Annotated in this window: 24 protein-coding genes; 18 read left to right on the top strand and 6 right to left on the bottom strand. The window is 34.7% G+C overall.

Annotated features, from left to right (window positions below):
• Both COD11_RS05000 and COD11_RS04995 read left to right on the top strand, forming a co-directional pair.
• Positions 1-384, top strand: a 384-nt coding sequence (locus tag COD11_RS05000) for a magnesium chelatase subunit ChlI family protein (protein ID WP_483296275.1), incomplete at its 5' end; no start/stop codon positions are given.
• A gap of 59 nt (positions 385-443) precedes the next feature.
• Positions 444-1,223 (top strand): REP-associated tyrosine transposase, encoded by a 780-nt coding sequence (locus COD11_RS04995; protein WP_098795668.1) that lies wholly within the window; start codon positions 444-446, stop codon positions 1,221-1,223.
• Between the two features lie 300 nt (positions 1,224-1,523).
• Here the strand turns inward: COD11_RS04995 and COD11_RS04990 are convergent, their stop codons facing one another.
• Positions 1,524-1,721 carry a hypothetical protein gene (locus COD11_RS04990; RefSeq protein WP_098795667.1) on the bottom strand — a complete coding sequence of 66 codons (198 nt, stop codon included), beginning with the start codon at positions 1,719-1,721 and terminating at the stop codon, positions 1,524-1,526.
• A gap of 233 nt (positions 1,722-1,954) precedes the next feature.
• Between COD11_RS04990 and COD11_RS04985 the strand changes: the two genes are divergently transcribed.
• The 7 genes from COD11_RS04985 (at position 1,955) to COD11_RS26695 (ending at position 5,321) form a co-directional block, all read left to right on the top strand.
• Positions 1,955-2,467 carry a hypothetical protein gene (locus COD11_RS04985; RefSeq protein WP_098795666.1) on the top strand — a complete coding sequence of 171 codons (513 nt, stop codon included), beginning with the start codon at positions 1,955-1,957 and terminating at the stop codon, positions 2,465-2,467.
• A 100-nt stretch (positions 2,468-2,567) separates the two neighbouring features.
• Positions 2,568-2,744: a hypothetical protein gene (locus COD11_RS26700; RefSeq protein ID WP_176550981.1), complete on the top strand. Its 177-nt coding sequence runs from the start codon at positions 2,568-2,570 to the stop codon at positions 2,742-2,744.
• A gap of 15 nt (positions 2,745-2,759) precedes the next feature.
• Positions 2,760-3,380 carry a hypothetical protein gene (locus COD11_RS04980; protein ID WP_098795665.1) on the top strand — a complete coding sequence of 207 codons (621 nt, stop codon included), beginning with the start codon at positions 2,760-2,762 and terminating at the stop codon, positions 3,378-3,380.
• Positions 3,381-3,694: 314 nt separating this feature from the next.
• Complete coding sequence (locus tag COD11_RS04975) at positions 3,695-4,027, top strand: hypothetical protein (RefSeq protein ID WP_098795664.1); 333 nt, start codon at positions 3,695-3,697, stop codon at positions 4,025-4,027.
• 436 nt (positions 4,028-4,463) lie between these two features.
• Positions 4,464-4,718 carry a magnesium chelatase domain-containing protein gene (locus COD11_RS04970; RefSeq protein ID WP_098795663.1) on the top strand — a complete coding sequence of 85 codons (255 nt, stop codon included), beginning with the start codon at positions 4,464-4,466 and terminating at the stop codon, positions 4,716-4,718.
• A 151-nt stretch (positions 4,719-4,869) separates the two neighbouring features.
• On the top strand, positions 4,870-5,160 hold the full coding sequence (locus tag COD11_RS04965; protein WP_098795662.1) for a hypothetical protein: 291 nt from the start codon (positions 4,870-4,872) through the stop codon (positions 5,158-5,160).
• Positions 5,157-5,321 carry a hypothetical protein gene (locus tag COD11_RS26695; protein ID WP_176550980.1) on the top strand — a complete coding sequence of 55 codons (165 nt, stop codon included), beginning with the start codon at positions 5,157-5,159 and terminating at the stop codon, positions 5,319-5,321. Before COD11_RS04965 ends, COD11_RS26695 begins: the two co-directional genes overlap by 4 nt.
• 268 nt (positions 5,322-5,589) lie before the next feature.
• Here the strand turns inward: COD11_RS26695 and COD11_RS04960 are convergent, their stop codons facing one another.
• Positions 5,590-6,330, bottom strand: a complete 741-nt coding sequence (locus COD11_RS04960) for a hypothetical protein (protein WP_098795661.1) — start codon at positions 6,328-6,330, stop codon at positions 5,590-5,592.
• Between the two features lie 308 nt (positions 6,331-6,638).
• Between COD11_RS04960 and COD11_RS04955 the strand changes: the two genes are divergently transcribed.
• The 5 genes from COD11_RS04955 (at position 6,639) to COD11_RS04940 (ending at position 10,862) form a co-directional block, all read left to right on the top strand.
• A complete protein-coding gene (locus COD11_RS04955) occupies positions 6,639-7,760 on the top strand; it encodes a plasmid pRiA4b ORF-3 family protein (protein ID WP_098795660.1) in 1,122 nt (373 codons plus the stop codon).
• Between the two features lie 512 nt (positions 7,761-8,272).
• Entirely contained in the window at positions 8,273-9,079 is an 807-nt protein-coding gene (locus COD11_RS04950) for a DNA sulfur modification protein DndB (protein ID WP_098795659.1), read from the top strand.
• A 2-nt stretch (positions 9,080-9,081) separates the two neighbouring features.
• Positions 9,082-9,291, top strand: a complete 210-nt coding sequence (locus COD11_RS04945; protein ID WP_098795658.1) for a hypothetical protein — start codon at positions 9,082-9,084, stop codon at positions 9,289-9,291.
• 224 nt (positions 9,292-9,515) lie between these two features.
• Complete coding sequence (locus tag COD11_RS26450; protein WP_141549649.1) at positions 9,516-9,626, top strand: plasmid pRiA4b ORF-3 family protein; 111 nt, start codon at positions 9,516-9,518, stop codon at positions 9,624-9,626.
• 228 nt (positions 9,627-9,854) lie between these two features.
• Entirely contained in the window at positions 9,855-10,862 is a 1,008-nt protein-coding gene (locus COD11_RS04940; protein WP_098795657.1) for an IS1595 family transposase, read from the top strand.
• A 34-nt stretch (positions 10,863-10,896) separates the two neighbouring features.
• Here COD11_RS04940 and COD11_RS04935 read toward each other — a convergent pair whose 3' ends face one another.
• Positions 10,897-11,328, bottom strand: coding sequence for a YhfM domain-containing protein (locus tag COD11_RS04935; RefSeq protein ID WP_098795656.1), 432 nt, complete (start codon positions 11,326-11,328; stop codon positions 10,897-10,899).
• 445 nt (positions 11,329-11,773) lie between these two features.
• Here COD11_RS04935 and COD11_RS04930 point away from each other — a divergent pair, with 445 nt between their 5' ends.
• The 3 genes from COD11_RS04930 to COD11_RS04920 are packed head-to-tail and all read left to right on the top strand — an operon-like array spanning position 11,774 to position 13,041.
• Positions 11,774-12,196: a hypothetical protein gene (locus tag COD11_RS04930; RefSeq protein ID WP_098795655.1), complete on the top strand. Its 423-nt coding sequence runs from the start codon at positions 11,774-11,776 to the stop codon at positions 12,194-12,196.
• A 33-nt stretch (positions 12,197-12,229) separates the two neighbouring features.
• Positions 12,230-12,793: a hypothetical protein gene (locus COD11_RS04925; protein ID WP_098795654.1), complete on the top strand. Its 564-nt coding sequence runs from the start codon at positions 12,230-12,232 to the stop codon at positions 12,791-12,793.
• Between the two features lie 14 nt (positions 12,794-12,807).
• On the top strand, positions 12,808-13,041 hold the full coding sequence (locus COD11_RS04920) for a hypothetical protein (RefSeq protein ID WP_141549648.1): 234 nt from the start codon (positions 12,808-12,810) through the stop codon (positions 13,039-13,041).
• Between the two features lie 266 nt (positions 13,042-13,307).
• Here COD11_RS04920 and COD11_RS04915 read toward each other — a convergent pair whose 3' ends face one another.
• The 3 genes from COD11_RS04915 to COD11_RS04905 all read right to left on the bottom strand — a co-directional run bounded on the left by COD11_RS04915 (position 13,308) and on the right by COD11_RS04905 (position 14,944).
• Complete coding sequence (locus tag COD11_RS04915) at positions 13,308-13,838, bottom strand: RDD family protein (protein ID WP_098795652.1); 531 nt, start codon at positions 13,836-13,838, stop codon at positions 13,308-13,310.
• A gap of 219 nt (positions 13,839-14,057) precedes the next feature.
• Positions 14,058-14,690, bottom strand: a complete 633-nt coding sequence (locus tag COD11_RS04910) for a hypothetical protein (protein WP_141549647.1) — start codon at positions 14,688-14,690, stop codon at positions 14,058-14,060.
• A gap of 5 nt (positions 14,691-14,695) precedes the next feature.
• Positions 14,696-14,944: a hypothetical protein gene (locus COD11_RS04905; protein ID WP_098795650.1), complete on the bottom strand. Its 249-nt coding sequence runs from the start codon at positions 14,942-14,944 to the stop codon at positions 14,696-14,698.
• Positions 14,945-15,217: 273 nt separating this feature from the next.
• On the opposite strand from COD11_RS04905, the gene COD11_RS04900 reads away from it, so the two are divergent.
• On the top strand, positions 15,218-16,009 hold the full coding sequence (locus COD11_RS04900) for an MORN repeat-containing protein (RefSeq protein WP_218012729.1): 792 nt from the start codon (positions 15,218-15,220) through the stop codon (positions 16,007-16,009).
• Positions 16,010-16,126 lie beyond the last annotated feature (117 nt).

The raw sequence follows: 16,126 nt of genomic DNA, 5'->3' as shown, positions 1-16,126 counted from the left end.
CAAGCAGTGAACCTTAAAGGTCATGATTTTAAAGGGATCGAGTCTTCTGAAGACATAAAAAAACGCGTAGCCTCAGCAAGAAAAAAACAGTACAACAGATATGGGAAGGAAATTTGTAATGGAACGGTCCCCTTTGAACAATTGATTCAAAGCAGCCCCTTGACACCAAAGCAACAATACGATTTACAACAAGTTTCTACTAAGCAGGCTCTAAGTAATCGAGTTCAAATTAAAATCATTCGGTTAGCCAGAACAATTGCGGACATAAAGGGAGAAGTCTTGATATCTGATGAAGATCTAAAGGAAGCGATGTTTTTGAGAAAATTAGCACCACCGACTCATATTTCTTTGACAGGTGAAGCGAATAAACCATTATATCGATAATCAATTTTAATTGTCATTAATTAATTAATTAATTAATTAATAGAAAGGTGGTCGTTCGTTTGCCTCGTAGCGCTAGATTGAAAAGCAGTACAGGAATCTATCATATTATTAATAGAGGAGCAAATAGGCAGGAAATTTTTCACGATGATGATGACAAAATCAAATTTCTTGAAACCTTGAAAAGATACAAAATAAGGACAGCTATGAAAGTATATGCCTGGTGCTTGATGGATAATCATGTTCATTTGCTTGTAAAAGAAGGCAATGAAGAGATATCTCTGGTCATGAAGCGAATCGGTGTAAGCTATGCTAGCTATTACAACTGGAAATACCATACGAATGGTCACCTTTTTCAAGATCGATTCAAAAGTGAAAATGTAGAGACACAAGAATATTTGATCACGGTCACAAGATACATCCATCAAAATCCAGTAAAAGCAGGTATCGTTACAAGTCCCGAGAAATGGAAGTGGAGTAGCTGCCTTGGTTATTATGGAGAGAGCGTATATCCTACTGATTTACTCGAATGTAACTATATTCTACATATGTTTTCACCTAATTGGTCAATTGCACAATCGAGGTTTAAAGAGTTTAATGAGCTACAAAATACAGATAAATGTCTAGAGGACTACGACGACATAAGGAGAAGACTAACAGATGATGAAGCAAGAATCGAAATTAAAAAATGCCTTGGGAGCTATGAAATACCACAAGTAAAGAGCTTGCCTAGTGAACAAAGAAATCAAATTTTAAGAAAGGTAAAGAAAATTGAAGGACTCTCCCTGAGACAAGCAGCAAGGATTTTGGGTGTTTCTCCTAATCTTTTGTTTAAGGTGTAGGAGGTTACAAGCAGCACGGGAACCGTCCCCATTCATCACATATTCAATTTTTCCTATATTTGCACAGCATTTCTCCTTTTGTATTTTTTCCAACACAAGTTCAATAAGCATTACATATAAATTAGCTGGAAGGGACAATGGTGGTCTCTTCAATATCATATTAAAGTTTTTTTCGTAATTAACAACAATAATTAATTTATCGGTTTCTAAAAACTTTTTAAAAAACCATGCGACTGTAAAGATGGGTGAAGCACGGAGAAGGTTCTAGTGTATACTCCAGCGAATAGTTTGTTCTATGATTTAAGCGGTTTCCACAATTGCTCCTCTACTTAACTCTAAATGATTAAGGCAGTTCCTAAAATAAGGTTTCTTTGGGGCTGGTTCAATATTGCTATCTAAAGGTTTCATACCAAGCGAATAGCATACTCCTTCGAGATCATAATCTTTTACTGGGTATAGAGTCTCAACAATAGCTTCTATTAACTCTCGTTTTTTCATGAGTAGTCACCTCACATGTTTTATCCCTATTTCTATTAAATGACTAAATATTGGCTAATAGAACTAAACCATTAAAAAAGATTAAATCGGATCTACAATGTTAATACTTCTGTTACCAATCAGTGTCAAAAAGGGTAGGAAGTTCATATAAAAGCACCAAAGAGATTAGAAGTTTGATAAAATATAAAATAGAATAAATATACAATATTTGGTGCTTTTGAGGTGGTGTTGTTTTGGAACCGAGAGAATTTAGACCTTATAGTAAAAGGGTTAATCCTAATAATATTGACGTAAGGGAAAGGAAAGATATAAAGACTGGAATAAGGTTATCAATACCATATATGCTACTGTTGAAAAGCGGAGAAACATATAAAATTCGTTTGCCGAAAAATAAAGAAAAAGAGCATGAACTTCGGGTGATTAATAGAGTTCATTATGATGGTCAAAATTTAGTGAATTGGTTTGGACTATTTATTTCTATTTTGTTAGAAGAGGCTTTGGAGCTGGCCAATGATGATATTGAGCAAGTATTTGCTCAGGCTTTAACCGCTTACTATCAAATAATGGACGAAGATGGGGTTCCTGACAGTTTAAACTTAAATGCGATAAAACAAATAGAGAACCATCAAAGCTTGAAATTAGACAGTGTACAAATAAAAAAGGAAGAATTATTTAATTTAAGTCTGCTGCAAGCTTTTGGAAATGAGATGCAGACATTACATCTTTATAGATTAGTGAGTTATTAGCTGAGAACGTAGCAAATTTATGATACTTAAATTTTGTAAGTTAAAAACGGAAAGTCTTGCCGTTGTTGTAATACTATCTAATATTTTAGGAGGAATTTTCATGGATTTTAGTAATTTAACAGATGTATCAACATTCGAGGGAGCTGTTTTTGCTGGAGTATTAGCCGGTTTAATCTCTGGATTTATTTTGGGGTTTTTTACAGGAAAAAAAACCAGCAAAAAATCTAATATAAAAAACAAAGGTGATCAAAATACATTTAACGTAAATAAAGATTGAAGGTCGGTGATATAGATGTTCAGGAGAATTAAAAAGTCTATAGCTAAAGCTATAGTTAAAAATAAAGGAAACAATAATACTTTTTACGTTAATTCAGTAGTGAATACCCAAGATTCATTTAATGAAATTCAAAAATTAATTCGCGAAGGTAAAACTAGTGAAGCAGCTGATTTATTCTCTGGATTAGTAAAGGGAGCAGCAGCTCAACACCCAGCTTTTCCTCACTGGAGATATGGTATAGATTTTAATCCTGAGAATGGATCGGTAACACTTAGTCATGTACCTAGCTCAAAGGAAGCTTTAAAATCCCATCCTCTGAAGGGCAGTGTAGATGTTAATTTGCCAGATGAAATTAAAGCAAACTTTAAAAATTGGGGAGAATTAATAAGGTATTCATATAACACCCAGACTACTTTAGAATTTGATGCAACCTCATTTGAAACGTGGATTGGCAAGAAGTTAATTGACAAGCAAAAGGGAGAAATTAAATTAAAGTTAATTCCTCATAGTTTTCCGCCTCCATCTCCAATGCGTTTATACACAACAAATGGCTCTGTATCATTTGACTATCTTGAAATCGGGGTCAGCAAAATAGAAAATGAAGCACGGGGACGGTTCTCGCGCTTCCTCCAATAAAACTTTATAAGAATCGATTTCAAATTCTAATTCGGATTGTTGTGTAAATATAAAAGTGTTTATGATATGACTGGACAAAGGGATTAGCTCCTATTTTTTATACTATGATGTAGGTGAAACAAGAAAGTAAACAAACCCTATTGCCCCTTTTTGGATTGGAATGGTTTTCTTAATTTCTTTTTTCGTAAAGGGAAGGACAAGACTGTCCCTTTCTGCCCCCCTTGCATTATTGAAGGATTATTACATATTGTGTTGAATATCTCTATTAAATCTAATCTAGTAATAACAAGTTGAAGATATGTGGAGGCTATAAAATGGTTGAGTTGAAAACATTAGCAAAAGGGATGCCTTTTGAATATACAGGCTCTATTGAGAGTGGATTATCTATTAAAGTAGGCAGTTCCAGGTACCCTATAAAGGTCTCACCTGATATTTTAAAAGAATTAGTTACACATTTTAGTGGTAAAACCACGGTAATTAATGCAACTAGGACAGTCGATGATTTAATGGAGGGAAGTCTAGGTCACTGGCTGAATATATATGTAAGTGGTCCAGTCATTACATCTTATGCTGCAGCCATTCTTGTTCATGAAGGATACGCAGATTTTATTGATCATAAACTAGTATTTAAAAATATGGTTATATGAGATGGATATAGTTAGTGGAAACACCCGGAAGCACAGGCACGCTTCCTCACAAAAACTTGAATAAAATTGGCCCTAAAATTTTATTTTTGATTGTTGTGAAAATGGAAGAGTGGTATATGATGGATTTGTAAAAGGGCCTTATATTATTTACCTCACAAGATAAGGCTTACTCATCTAAAACTGCTGCTTTATACTCTTCTTCGAATACTAAAACTACTTAACTAGAAATTTTCTGATCTGTTATCTCAACCAATCTTTCAATTAAATTAGCAAACATAGAATTGGAAAATAATGTGTCATTACTTTTAGTAATCTACATATCTGAATTCTAGTCCTATGATTAATGTAATGAAAATAAAATTCATAAGCCTCAATAGAATAACTATAAATCATTGTGGAATTAAGCAAGTTATCCTACATACTGGAGGGAATTGTCGTGTCTTCAAAAGTAACTAGTATTGGTTTGAAAGGGCTTGAGGGGTATCGTATTCAAGTCGAAGTGCAGGTAAAGGAAGGACTCGAAACGATGATCATAGTAGGATTACCAGATGCATCGGTAAAGGAATCGAAGGAACGTGTTGCTGCAGCTCTTCATAGTTTAGGTTTTTCGTTAGTTGATATGAAGGTAACGATTAATCTTTCACCAGCTGAGCAGAAGAAAAATGGTCCGTTATTTGATCTTGCGATATAAGAAAAGTGAAGAAAATTGAAGGACTATCCCTGAGACAAGCAGCAAGGATTTTGGGTGTTTCTCCTAATCTTTTGTTTAAGGTGTAGGAGGTTGGAAAGAAGCACTGGAACCGTCCCTGTGCTTCAAGCTCCGACTCATTGTTGCTTCTGGAATGGCAAGTGAAGATAATGAATTCTATACACTGGATGATATGTCATCATATGTTGTGAAAGCTTTTAATAGTATAACTCCTGAATTATTCTATAGCCAAGAAAAAAGACAATTTTATCTTGCCATAAAATCAGGTAATTATGTGATTTGTTTTCACTACCCGGTAGATTCTTTTTGGACTGAAGAGAACGTGCAACTCTTTAAAGACGATATAATGCGTGATATAATGGAGGCAGAACCAGCACTTTTCCGTGATTTTGCAATACAATTACTAGGAGGGATTAAACAATGAGCACAAAGGTATTACGTTATGAAGATGACAAAATTATTCATGTTGCCTCCGGTTCTGAAAATGCTGATAAGAAGTACATTGAAGCAAAAGCAAAACGCTTTGATGAAACCAATCGTCGCTTAAGAGAAGCTTTTGGGAAGAATGAATTACGTAAAAAGTAAAACCTGAATGTCTATGATGTTTAAGAATTGGTCCCATACAAAAATATATAATCAATAACCTCTTTTTTAGTCGTATACAAAGGCTATAGAAAAGAGGTTTTTCTTTGAGTTTAAAGTATGATCCTATTTTTAGTGATATTGCATCACATAAATATTTATCTGATGATTGATTCAAACTTATAATTTTTAATTCCGCCCCAAAACACCCAATATCCTCATATATGGAATTTAACACAGAATCGTAGGAACCGTCCCCGTGCTTATCTCATTAATCATCCTTGTAATAATCATCAACAATTCCCTTTAACCACTTTACCATTACACCTTTAAAATTAATCGCTTGGTTTAAAACCTTCTCTTGCTGGTGTGGTGATAAATGTTCAAATCGATATCGATCTTCTTTGAGGTATCGGTTTATTAGTTTCATGCTTTCATAGGTAAGACGCTGTGGGTCCTCTTGAGGTAATCCAGCTCGTTTTAATAGGAATTTTTCTGTTTCTTTTTTTAGCTTTAGTCCAATAATCCAATTGGCCGTTTTAATCGCAGTATGGTCAGTTATCAATTGTGTAACTACATTTTCATGAAATTCATATTCATTTCTAATCTTACTGGCTGTAAACCCTGTTTTCTTTATAATTTCAGCTAATTTTATATTTGCCTTACTTAAACGATTTAATAAAATTTGTTTATTTTCCTTTCCAGTATCCCCTCTATTAAAGAGTCTTCTCAACAACTTCAAATTACGGCTACCAATAGTAGCACTCTCCTCTTCAATAATACAGGGAGCTTCTTTTCGATTTGTGTAATTAACCAAAAAATAATACCGGTCTAACCCCCCTACAAGGTGATAAAAATCAAAATTCTGATCTTTCTCGACAGCAAGAAGTAAGTCATATTCATCTAAGTCTTTATCGTTTTTTTTCATCCGATCTATAAATGCTTTAGATACATGCAGGTTTTCAATTGGCTTGATTTTAGAAAGGGATATGTTATGAATTTTTGTTGTCATATTTGTTCCCCCTTAGAACATCCTATGACGTGTGTAATTTGTCCTATTATTCGAAGAAGTTATTATGTAAAAATATATTGGTACTATTGCAGAAGCGCAGTGACTGTCCTCGTACTTCCACTAATAATATACAGTTACCATTCTTGGACAGGTCGAAGAGTATTTGACAGCCTTCTTCAAATGAGACTTAATTGTATTAGCTACTTGTACATTTTATCTATTTAATATACCTTGGAAGGAACAAAACATATAAAGGAAACAGGAAACTCTGACGAGAATGTCCATCTGTTTCCAAGGAGCGGTAAATCATGCTAATTCAATGTACCAAGAAACTTTTAACAGAACTAAAGGTAAAACCAACATTACAAGTAGAAGAAGATGCCCTTTTCTCCTGGCATGCTAATTTGATTACGGTAAACAGAAGAAAAACACTAGTACTAATGAATGATCGAAATAGATATACGATTGTGCTTCATGGACTAAAGGCAGCTGATTTTAAGAAGATAAATGAATTGATCTTAGGAGCGATAAAGGAAACACTTCAGGCTGAGGGTGTTCATGATTCTGTTATTGAGCAGTATCTAATTCAGGCGAAGGATATCTCCTATAGCACCACGAAAAATCGGTCATTTATAGCTAGGTTAAATAAAGCTTGTGAACATGTTTATTTTTATGAAGGAGATTTTAATCTGCAGTTGCTTAACCAGCCTTTTGTAAACAAACAAACGAGTCGTTTAATAGTTGGTGAGGGAAACAATAAGTATACAAGACCAAATGAAGATTTATATAGCGATTTGGGGAATCTTGTAGAGGGACCTATTTTTCAAACAGAAGCATTTATTTTCCACGTAAAATTACAACTTGAAAATCATCAAGTTTGGCGTAGAATTAGTGTCCCAAAACATATCACGTTTCCGGAATTGCATCATACGCTACAAATTGCATTTGGCTGGCAGGATTACCATCTTCATGAGTTTACTATTTTTGAGGGAAAGCCATTTTCTCTTGATCAAAAGCAGGGAATAGACAAGGCTACTCCAATTGTAAAACTAGTCTGTCATGAAGAGACTCTTCATTATAGTAGTGACATCCCTACAAAAATGGAATCAGGGGAAAAGCCTGCAGATTATCTTCCTGCTGAGATGATATACACCTATGATTTCGGAGATAACTGGGAGCATCGAATTGTGTTAGAGAAGGTGATCGACGACTATGAAGTCAACCACCCTATTTGCCTTGCTGGGGAGGGAAATGCACCGCCGGAAGATGTTGGTGGGGAATTAGGATATGATGAATTTCTTGATATTATGGCTAATCCAGCTCATCCGGATCATGAGCAGATGGAACGCTGGAGTAGAAGTCAGCTTTATGAGGATTTTGATATTGATAAGGTGAATTGGAGATTGGGGAAGCGCCACGATAAGGTGTAAATATAATGAATATAGACTAAGAATTGTATTTATATAAAACCATTCTGACAGGAGAAGTGTTGGTGCACTTCTCCTTTTGTTATTTACAAAGCAAATACATATGAATTAAAACAATTAAAACAGTATAAGTTGAGTGTTAGTAAAAAGAACAACCACTTACTGTGATCATAGCAAGCAACAACGCATTTATAGTCTCTCAAATAGAATATCGTATAAAACCAGTTCTAAATAAAAGGGATCTAGTACTTTTAAACAAGTGAAAACAAAGTACTATAAACCGAGCCAAAACAGCTTAATTGATTATAAAACAGTCACTCATTCTGCTTAGTGAATGGAAAAATACATATATTCATACTAATGTCAAGGTTATAGATATGAACCAGGAATCGACTCAACCTGGAAGGAAACCTGGTTACAAATAAATACAAAATAATGTAAAGTTTTACAAAAATTTTACAAAATAAAAATATTGCATACCTTATAATGGAAATAGGACAAGGAGTGATAAAACAATGAATGAGGAGTTAAGAACAAAGCTGAAGGGAATTTACTTTGAACAGTTTGGTCATGAACTGTTGGTAACGGAAATGCCTTTTAAGTATTTGCAAAGTATTTTTGAAGTGGATTCACATGTTCAGCGTGAATTGGATCATAGACGACGAAATGCGATTAAAGAATATATCTTAAATACAGTACATGAAGAGACCTTTTACTTTTCGCCCTTTGTTTATTCGGCAAGGAGATGCTTAGTGAGAGACGGAGATGGTTGGGAGATTAAGCCAGGGTCAAAATTGATGATCCTAGAAGGGCAGCATCGAAGCGCAGCACTAACTTCTGCACTTAGACATTTATATGTAAAAAAAGAAGCACTTGAAGAAATGCCTCACGGAAAACAAGAAGAAATTGCCTCTATTGATCGAGCGATACAAAAGCTCGAAAACTTCACTGTCACCATGCAAATTTATTTGAATTTAACCACCCAGGACGAAAGACAGCTTTTCACCGATATTAACACCGAACGTAAAAATGCACATAGCGGTCTGATTATGAAATATGATCAACGAGAACAATATGTCATCTTGGTAAGAAACATTGCAAATAAACTGCACCATCTACTTGAAATTGAAACAGAGCTTTCCCGTTTATCAGCACAAAACAGTAGCATTACGTCACTTGTCATTATGAGACGCTGCTTACTTGCCTTATTTGAAGGAATTCTTACTCATAAGGAGGGGCAGCCTAAGCTTTCATATTGTAATGAGGAGGAAATGGAGCCGATCGCATATACATTGGGAATACAATTTAAAGAGGTGTTCTAACAATGTATAATAATGAAAAGCAAGATGAAACATTTCGGCAAGAACAACAAAAAATCATAAAACGATTAGAAGATGCTGGAATTAGAGTATCTATTGGAAAGAGAGTTCCTAAAAATGGGAATTATTCAGGTGTCGTTGGAGATAAAAGAAAAGTTCTAAATGTAAATTTACCTAGTATTTACGAATATTATAAACCAAATGAACATGGATAAATAAATTTTAAATTTAAAACTAATGAGCACTTATCATCTTTAAAAGGTGGTGTGCTTATTTTTTTGTCCTTTTTGAGATTAATCTCCACCACATAGTAATAAAAGATGTATTTTGATGATGGAAAGATAAAATTCGTAAAATCCATACTAGATACAGTGTTTTAAATTAGAAGGGAATCTTTCATGAAGAGTCCTTACATTATGTTAGTGACATCCCTCCAGAAATGGAAACAGGAGAAAAGCCTGTAGATTATCTTCCTGCTGATATGATCTACGCCTATGATTTCGTAGATAACTGGGAGCATCGAATTGTGTTAGAGAAGGTGATCGACTAGAAAATAAGTAAACCACCCAGCGTGAATGAACTGCAAATGAGGTTCTCAAAAATAACCTATTATTTTGACAACCGTTACCCTGGCGGTAGAAGTTGAAAGGAGAAGTGTAAGTGCACTTCTCCTTTTATTATATGTCTATTATAAAAAGGCTGTTTTCGCATAGATTGTTGCTTTCTTGACCATACTGTTAAAGGCTTGGTATAATGCTATTTCAAGGAGGCGTTCGGTATGTGGTTGGATGTGTATGAAAATGCAAATGAGCTTACAACAGAAGAACAGTTAGAGTTATTTAATGCTCTTAAAAGAGACCTTTTTCCAGATGAACCAGATAAGATTACCAAACTACTGAAACAAATTCGTGAAACTCGTTTTAACAGTGGTATGGCTTGTGTTCATTGTGGAAGCACATCTGTAAAGCGTAATGGTAAATACAAGACTCGCCAACGCTATCTTTGTAAGGACTGTAATAAAACATTTAACGATATGACTAATACACCATTCTCTGGTTCTCGCTATCCTGATAAATGGGTGAAATATATGGAGATGATGGTCGAAGGATATACACTACCTAAAATCGCTAAATGGCTTAGAATACACATCTCAACGGCTTTCTATTGGAGGCATAAAATACTGAATGCTCTGCGTTCGTTAGATTTTGCACAACTACAAGGTATCGTTGAAAGTGACGAGACCTTCTTTCGTGAGTCAATGAAAGGTCGTGAAGTTACCCATCGTAAACCTAAGAAAAGGAAGACTCCAGACGAAAAGAGAGGGATTTCTGACTTAAAAATTGCCGTTGTTGTAGCACAAGACCGAAATAACAACATTATTGCTTTGAAAGCTGGAACAGGTCGTGTTAAAGCAGATGAAATTGATACTGCCATCGGTAAATATATAGACCCCAAATCTTTACTTTGCACTGATACAGCGACTAACTATAAGAAATTCGCAAAAATGAAGGGATTAAAGCACGAACCTATCAATGACCGACAGAAACAACGAGTAAAGAAGGGAATTTATCATATTCAAAATGTAAATAGTTTTCATAGCCGCTTAAAGACTTGGATGCGAAGATTTCAAGGTGTGGCAACAAAGTATCTTGACAACTACCTTTATTGGTTCAGATGGCTTGAAATAGACAAGCATTTATCCTTTGAAAAACAAGTGGAGCAAATGCTTATTTCAGCGTGTCAAAAATCGAATAACACAACAGTTGAAATGCTAAAATGTGCATAAGAAAAGACCTCAAGCAAGAGGTCTCATTAAATTTCTATTCTATTAACTCAATTAACTTATCAGTCATTTCTTCTGAAACAGTATAGATTGTATGAGTGTCGTCTGTTTTCATTAAGGTGCTTTTTTGTCCTTTTTCACCTATCCATAAATGATAACTTTGCTTATTTTCATTTATGTAGATGACATCCAAATAATATTCAGGATTAGCCATATTCGCTATCCCGTCTTCTTTTACAGCACTTGAAATAATACTTTTAAATGTTTCGACATCTTTATCTTCTTCGAAAACAGTTGGACTGACTCCTTTTGACTTAGAAATACTAATCTTTGTAATTTCCGCATCACCTTCTGATTGTAATTCAGCGTTGGTATTTGCCGCATCCGTAGTAGTGCTATCTTCCGATTGGCAACCAAAAAGAATAGCGGACAACAAAGTTAAAGATAAAAGCAGAGTAATTTTTCTCATATATTATAAACCTCCAATCGTCTTGTTCTAATATTCAAATTAGACGAATAAAACCCTCTTGAAGTTGCACTCTATTTTATTTTATCAGAAAATTGTTACCTATCAACTTTTATCAAAAAACAACAAACTTTACGAAAACAGCCTATAAAAAAGATCATTCCATTAGAGAAGAGGGAAGCTTCAGGGATAATTTCTGTGCTCCCTCCAATAAAGATGATTAACTTTCAGCAAATTGTCAGAGATCATAGTATTAACAATCTTGTGAATCGAATTCAGAAATTTTTCGTTCAATATGGACGCCTATGACCTTTGAGTACGGATCTAATGTGTTCTTCTCCTTGTTATCTTTTCTTTGCATTTACTCTTCTTTCAGTCATACCTGTGTTTGATTTGGCATAGTAATGATTGTGTAAGGATGAAGTAATTGCTCGGAAGGTGAGATTAAATGAAGGACTATAACAATTCAAATGGATACTTAACGATCCCGCAGGCAGCCAGATGGGTTGAAGCAATGTTTATCGAAAATGGGATAACACCAAGAAACATCTATAAAAAAATTCACCATGCCATCAATCAACAAAAGTTAGAAGTAAAACCACTCAATAAACGGATGAATCAGGTAAGCAAGGACAGTCTCGAAGCCTGGTCTTTAAAACAAATCGAGCAGGAACAAGGCACTGATTTTTTCACTACATCAATCAAGCCTGCAGAAACAACTAACATGATAAGAGAAAAGGATGTTTCAGAGGAAATTGAACAGTTGAAAGAAATAGAGTTTCTGTTGAGTAATCTTGATCTTAATCATCTAAAACCTGAGGCTGCCTATCAAGCAATTAAGGTAATCAAAAGAATTGTGCATGACAGCTAAATCAACACAAAACACCAAGAGGAGGAAAACAAAATGTCAAAAGCATTTGTTGTAATGGGAGACCCAAACACCAAAAAGTCTTCTACAATACGAGCGCTAACAGGAGTACAGGTAAAGGGGCTTTGGCAAGTAGCGATGGGAGGAGGAATTTCTAAAACAGAAACAGTCCAAGTGTACATTTCCTCTTTACAAGAAGCCGCCATAAATGAAGCGAAAAGAAGCAGCATTAGACCGAATCAAACAACATATTGGAATACAAACTTTATCAAGCAACCAGAAGTTATGTCTGCAAAAACTAATAACTATTCCCTTTTGATTCCAGTGTGGATACACGGCACAAATAATCGAAATTATCATTTGCCCGATGGTGTAGACTATATTCAAACACTTCATCAACACGGATGGTCAATTGAAGGTATCTCAATCTTAAATCAAACACAAAACAGTAAAATCTACAAACAAATTACCTCCCTACCCTACATCCACCCAACTAAAGTCATCACCATTGCAGACACATTCCAAACAAAACATACAGTGAGTAGTAAGCCAGCAAATCAAATAGCAGCTTCTATCCGATCTACTTGGAGTTGGTTATGAAAGGAGAAAATAGCATGCAAGGACACCACAAAACACTGACAGTTTCTGAAGCCAACCAAAACATTCAAGCAATCGTTACAAATGAAACCATTCAGGATATTGATCCTGATATAATCGTTGAGACAATTACAGATTTATCACATATCGTTGCGAGTCTATATGAAAGATCAGAAACTCAACTCACTTTAGAATCCAAGAAAGAAATCAGTCGAATAATGAATGAAATTTATCTTAGTTATTGTAAATAAGCCTGGAAAATTGCCCGTTGCTTTTATGTATCTTACCTGTTTGAGAGGGTGATTTATATAGGTGAAGAAAGTAGTAGTACACAGAGAGAATAATTAAATAATAAAACCCTTCCTTGTAGTAGGAGGGGTTTTTCAAATGCTAGAATATTTTACTTTACATCAATAAGAATATGTGAAGGAGGTATACTTCTTTTTTTATAATACCATTATATATACCTAAGGCTACTTAGGTTACAAATATAAGCCAAACCCCTTCCTCTTAGAGCTTATTTCCTATTTACAACCATCGTTCCACAGACTAAATCATGTAACCCTTTTTTCTTACCATGAAAACCAATCATAATAAAACCTATAAAGAATAAGACTCCTGAGATTAGGTAAGCGAAATATCTTCCGAGTGCATGAAGAAATGAAATTCTTTTTCCTTTTTCATCAACAACAATTGCTCCGATTGCTGCTTTGCCAATCGTTGCTTGCATAGGAGAAGAAGATAAGCCACTGTAATATAAAAGACTCACAGCAAGATGGACAGCGAAATTATCAGTAATAAAATACAATAATGATAGAATGATGCTATCAATAAAAAGGGCAAAAAATCTCCTCCAAAAGCCTACATATTCATATGATTTTGTACTTGAAGGTGAGTAATGGACATTATTAATTGAGACATAGTTTACCGCATTGACTTGTGTTGGTTTACCAACTTCATTCCGTTTTGAAACAACAACATCGTCTTTGTCATATTTGCTTTCTTCATATTGCTTTAACCAATTATCCAACCGTGGATTTTCAGACATTTATTTAACATCTTCCCTTCTAATGCCAAGGGGACAGCCCCCGACTCACTTATTTTAATGTTTTCAGCTTAACCACACCCAAGTTAATCCTTGGGATATTTATAGAAACCAGATTATATACTTTATTAATCAAAGAAATTTATTAACATCCTATTCTTATTTAGCAATAAGACGGCGAAAAATATAAGCTGATAAATCTGAGTTGTAAACTAATAGATATTAATAGTTAGTAGAAATAAATCTTGTTAGTATCCCCAATGTCTGTCCTTTAAAGAAATCTGGCACCGATTGTCCATGAGGATCAGCGTAATAATAAGCACCTATCTCTTCATTAAAAGAATAACCAAGCTTTTTTAATGACTCTTGTAATTCAATTGGAAGTTCCTCTAATCCAGTTTGTTTCTTAAAATAATCTGTAGGATAAATCTTCACGTCAACATCATCATTACTCGTATGCACCACAAACAAATCTTCACTCGACTGATTAATCCATTGTCCCTTCGACAATAACCCTATGCCCGAATTCTCTAATGTAGAAATACCATCTAAATTCGTGCCAAATATTAAATTAATGGCAACCCTTATCTCACTCGGAGCTAACTCATAATGATAAGATTCCAAATACAAGTCCATAATTTCTGATTTAGAGAGGTTGCTAATATAGGAATCTATATCATCCACATCCACTATATGTTTTATGCTATTTGTGATCTGATCAGGATAAACACTCTGTTTTGTGCCAGCTCCTAAGTCAGAAATCGCATCAAGGTCAATTTTATAAATTTGATAAACGATTTCTCTGACCCTAGAACCTGTTAAATCCTTTGGAAAGCTTCTCATATATGTATCCATAGCAGCTACTTTCGACATATTCTCGATCTGTCTGTTATTTCAGTAGGTGTTAATTTTCGGTGCTTTTCTTTTCTGAGTGTTAAACTTATCCCTTTGATTATTACTGCTGGATACTTCGTCATCTCAATATTAGTAAGTTGTGGTTTTTTAGAAATTGCTGCTTCACTGATAGTTGGTGTTACGAGAAGTGAGGATGTAACTAGTAATAAGGTAGAAGCTTTTAGTAGAGAACTTCTTAGCTTTGTTGATTTCATAAATAACCTCCTAATAAAGGATATTTTGATCAATCGTATAGAAATGTTTTCCAAAATTAATTTTATAGGAAGGATTAGTCAAAATCTATCATTTTTCGAGGTGCGAGATAAATATACTCAATTTTTTGCCAATTATTAGCACTAGGTGAAATAGCACAGCGAATACCTAGTAAAATTTTATCGAAAATTGTAAAATACTGTTATAGAAATAAATGATAGATAAGAAGAGGATACTTGATTATGAAGTGTAGCTGTTGCAAAAGTTTTGATAGTATGGCGAAATACATGTATGTAGATAAAAATAATAACTTCTTCACTGAAGGTCAGTTAACAGCTTTTAAGGTTCTTCACCCGGAAGATCAGAAGGCAAGCTTTAAAAGAATGGTCGTTTGTGGGATGTGCTATGAAACCGTTAGTAATCAATCAACCAAAATGCCACAAGTACGAAACACTTCCCCTAGACCTTCGTCTAAAAATAAAAAAGATCCTAGAAAGATAAAAAATCATTATATTTGTCCTTTTTGCCATACCGCAAATGAGCCCCTTCGCAATACCTGTAAAAAGTGTTCGCGCATTCTATTCAGCACAGAATATGAAACGAAGAGAGTTCCTACTAGTACACTAAGTAGAAAAAGAACTATCATGTTCCCAAAGGGCATCATCATTATGATTGGGATCGTCCTTATAGCTATCTATATTTTAAACAAGAACGACACGAACCTAACAAACCTACTACAAAGTGCAAAAGAAAAAGCTACCTTTGAAAGCACAACTTCAACATCAAAACAAATCAGTACATACGAATGGCCAGACGGATCTAAATATACAGGTGAATTTAAAAATGGACAGCCTCATGGTAAAGGAACCTTAGAATGGGTGAATGGAGATACTTATATAGGAGAATTTCTAAATGGTCAGTTAACAGGTCGCGGTAAGTTAGTGTTTGCGAATGGAGCTATCTATGAAGGGAACCTTTTGGATGGAAAGCCACATGGTGAAGGAACCATGAGATATGCAGATGGGTCTACTTATTCAGGTATGTGGGTGAATGGGGAGCTGGAATAGGGGATCAAAGGTTAAAAAAGCCAAGGGGACAGGTCCCTTGGCTTCTTCGTGCGGAATTTCCTTGATTGAAAGATCAATTTAGTCCAAAATTCAAGTATCTCAGATCATTCAAGACTA

Origin of the sequence: Bacillus sp. AFS040349 (assembly GCF_002577655.1) — a bacterium.
GTDB lineage: Bacteria > Bacillota > Bacilli > Bacillales > Bacillaceae > Metabacillus.
The sequence above is the reverse complement of the archived record's forward strand: the minus strand, read 5'-3'. Positions and strand labels throughout refer to the sequence as shown.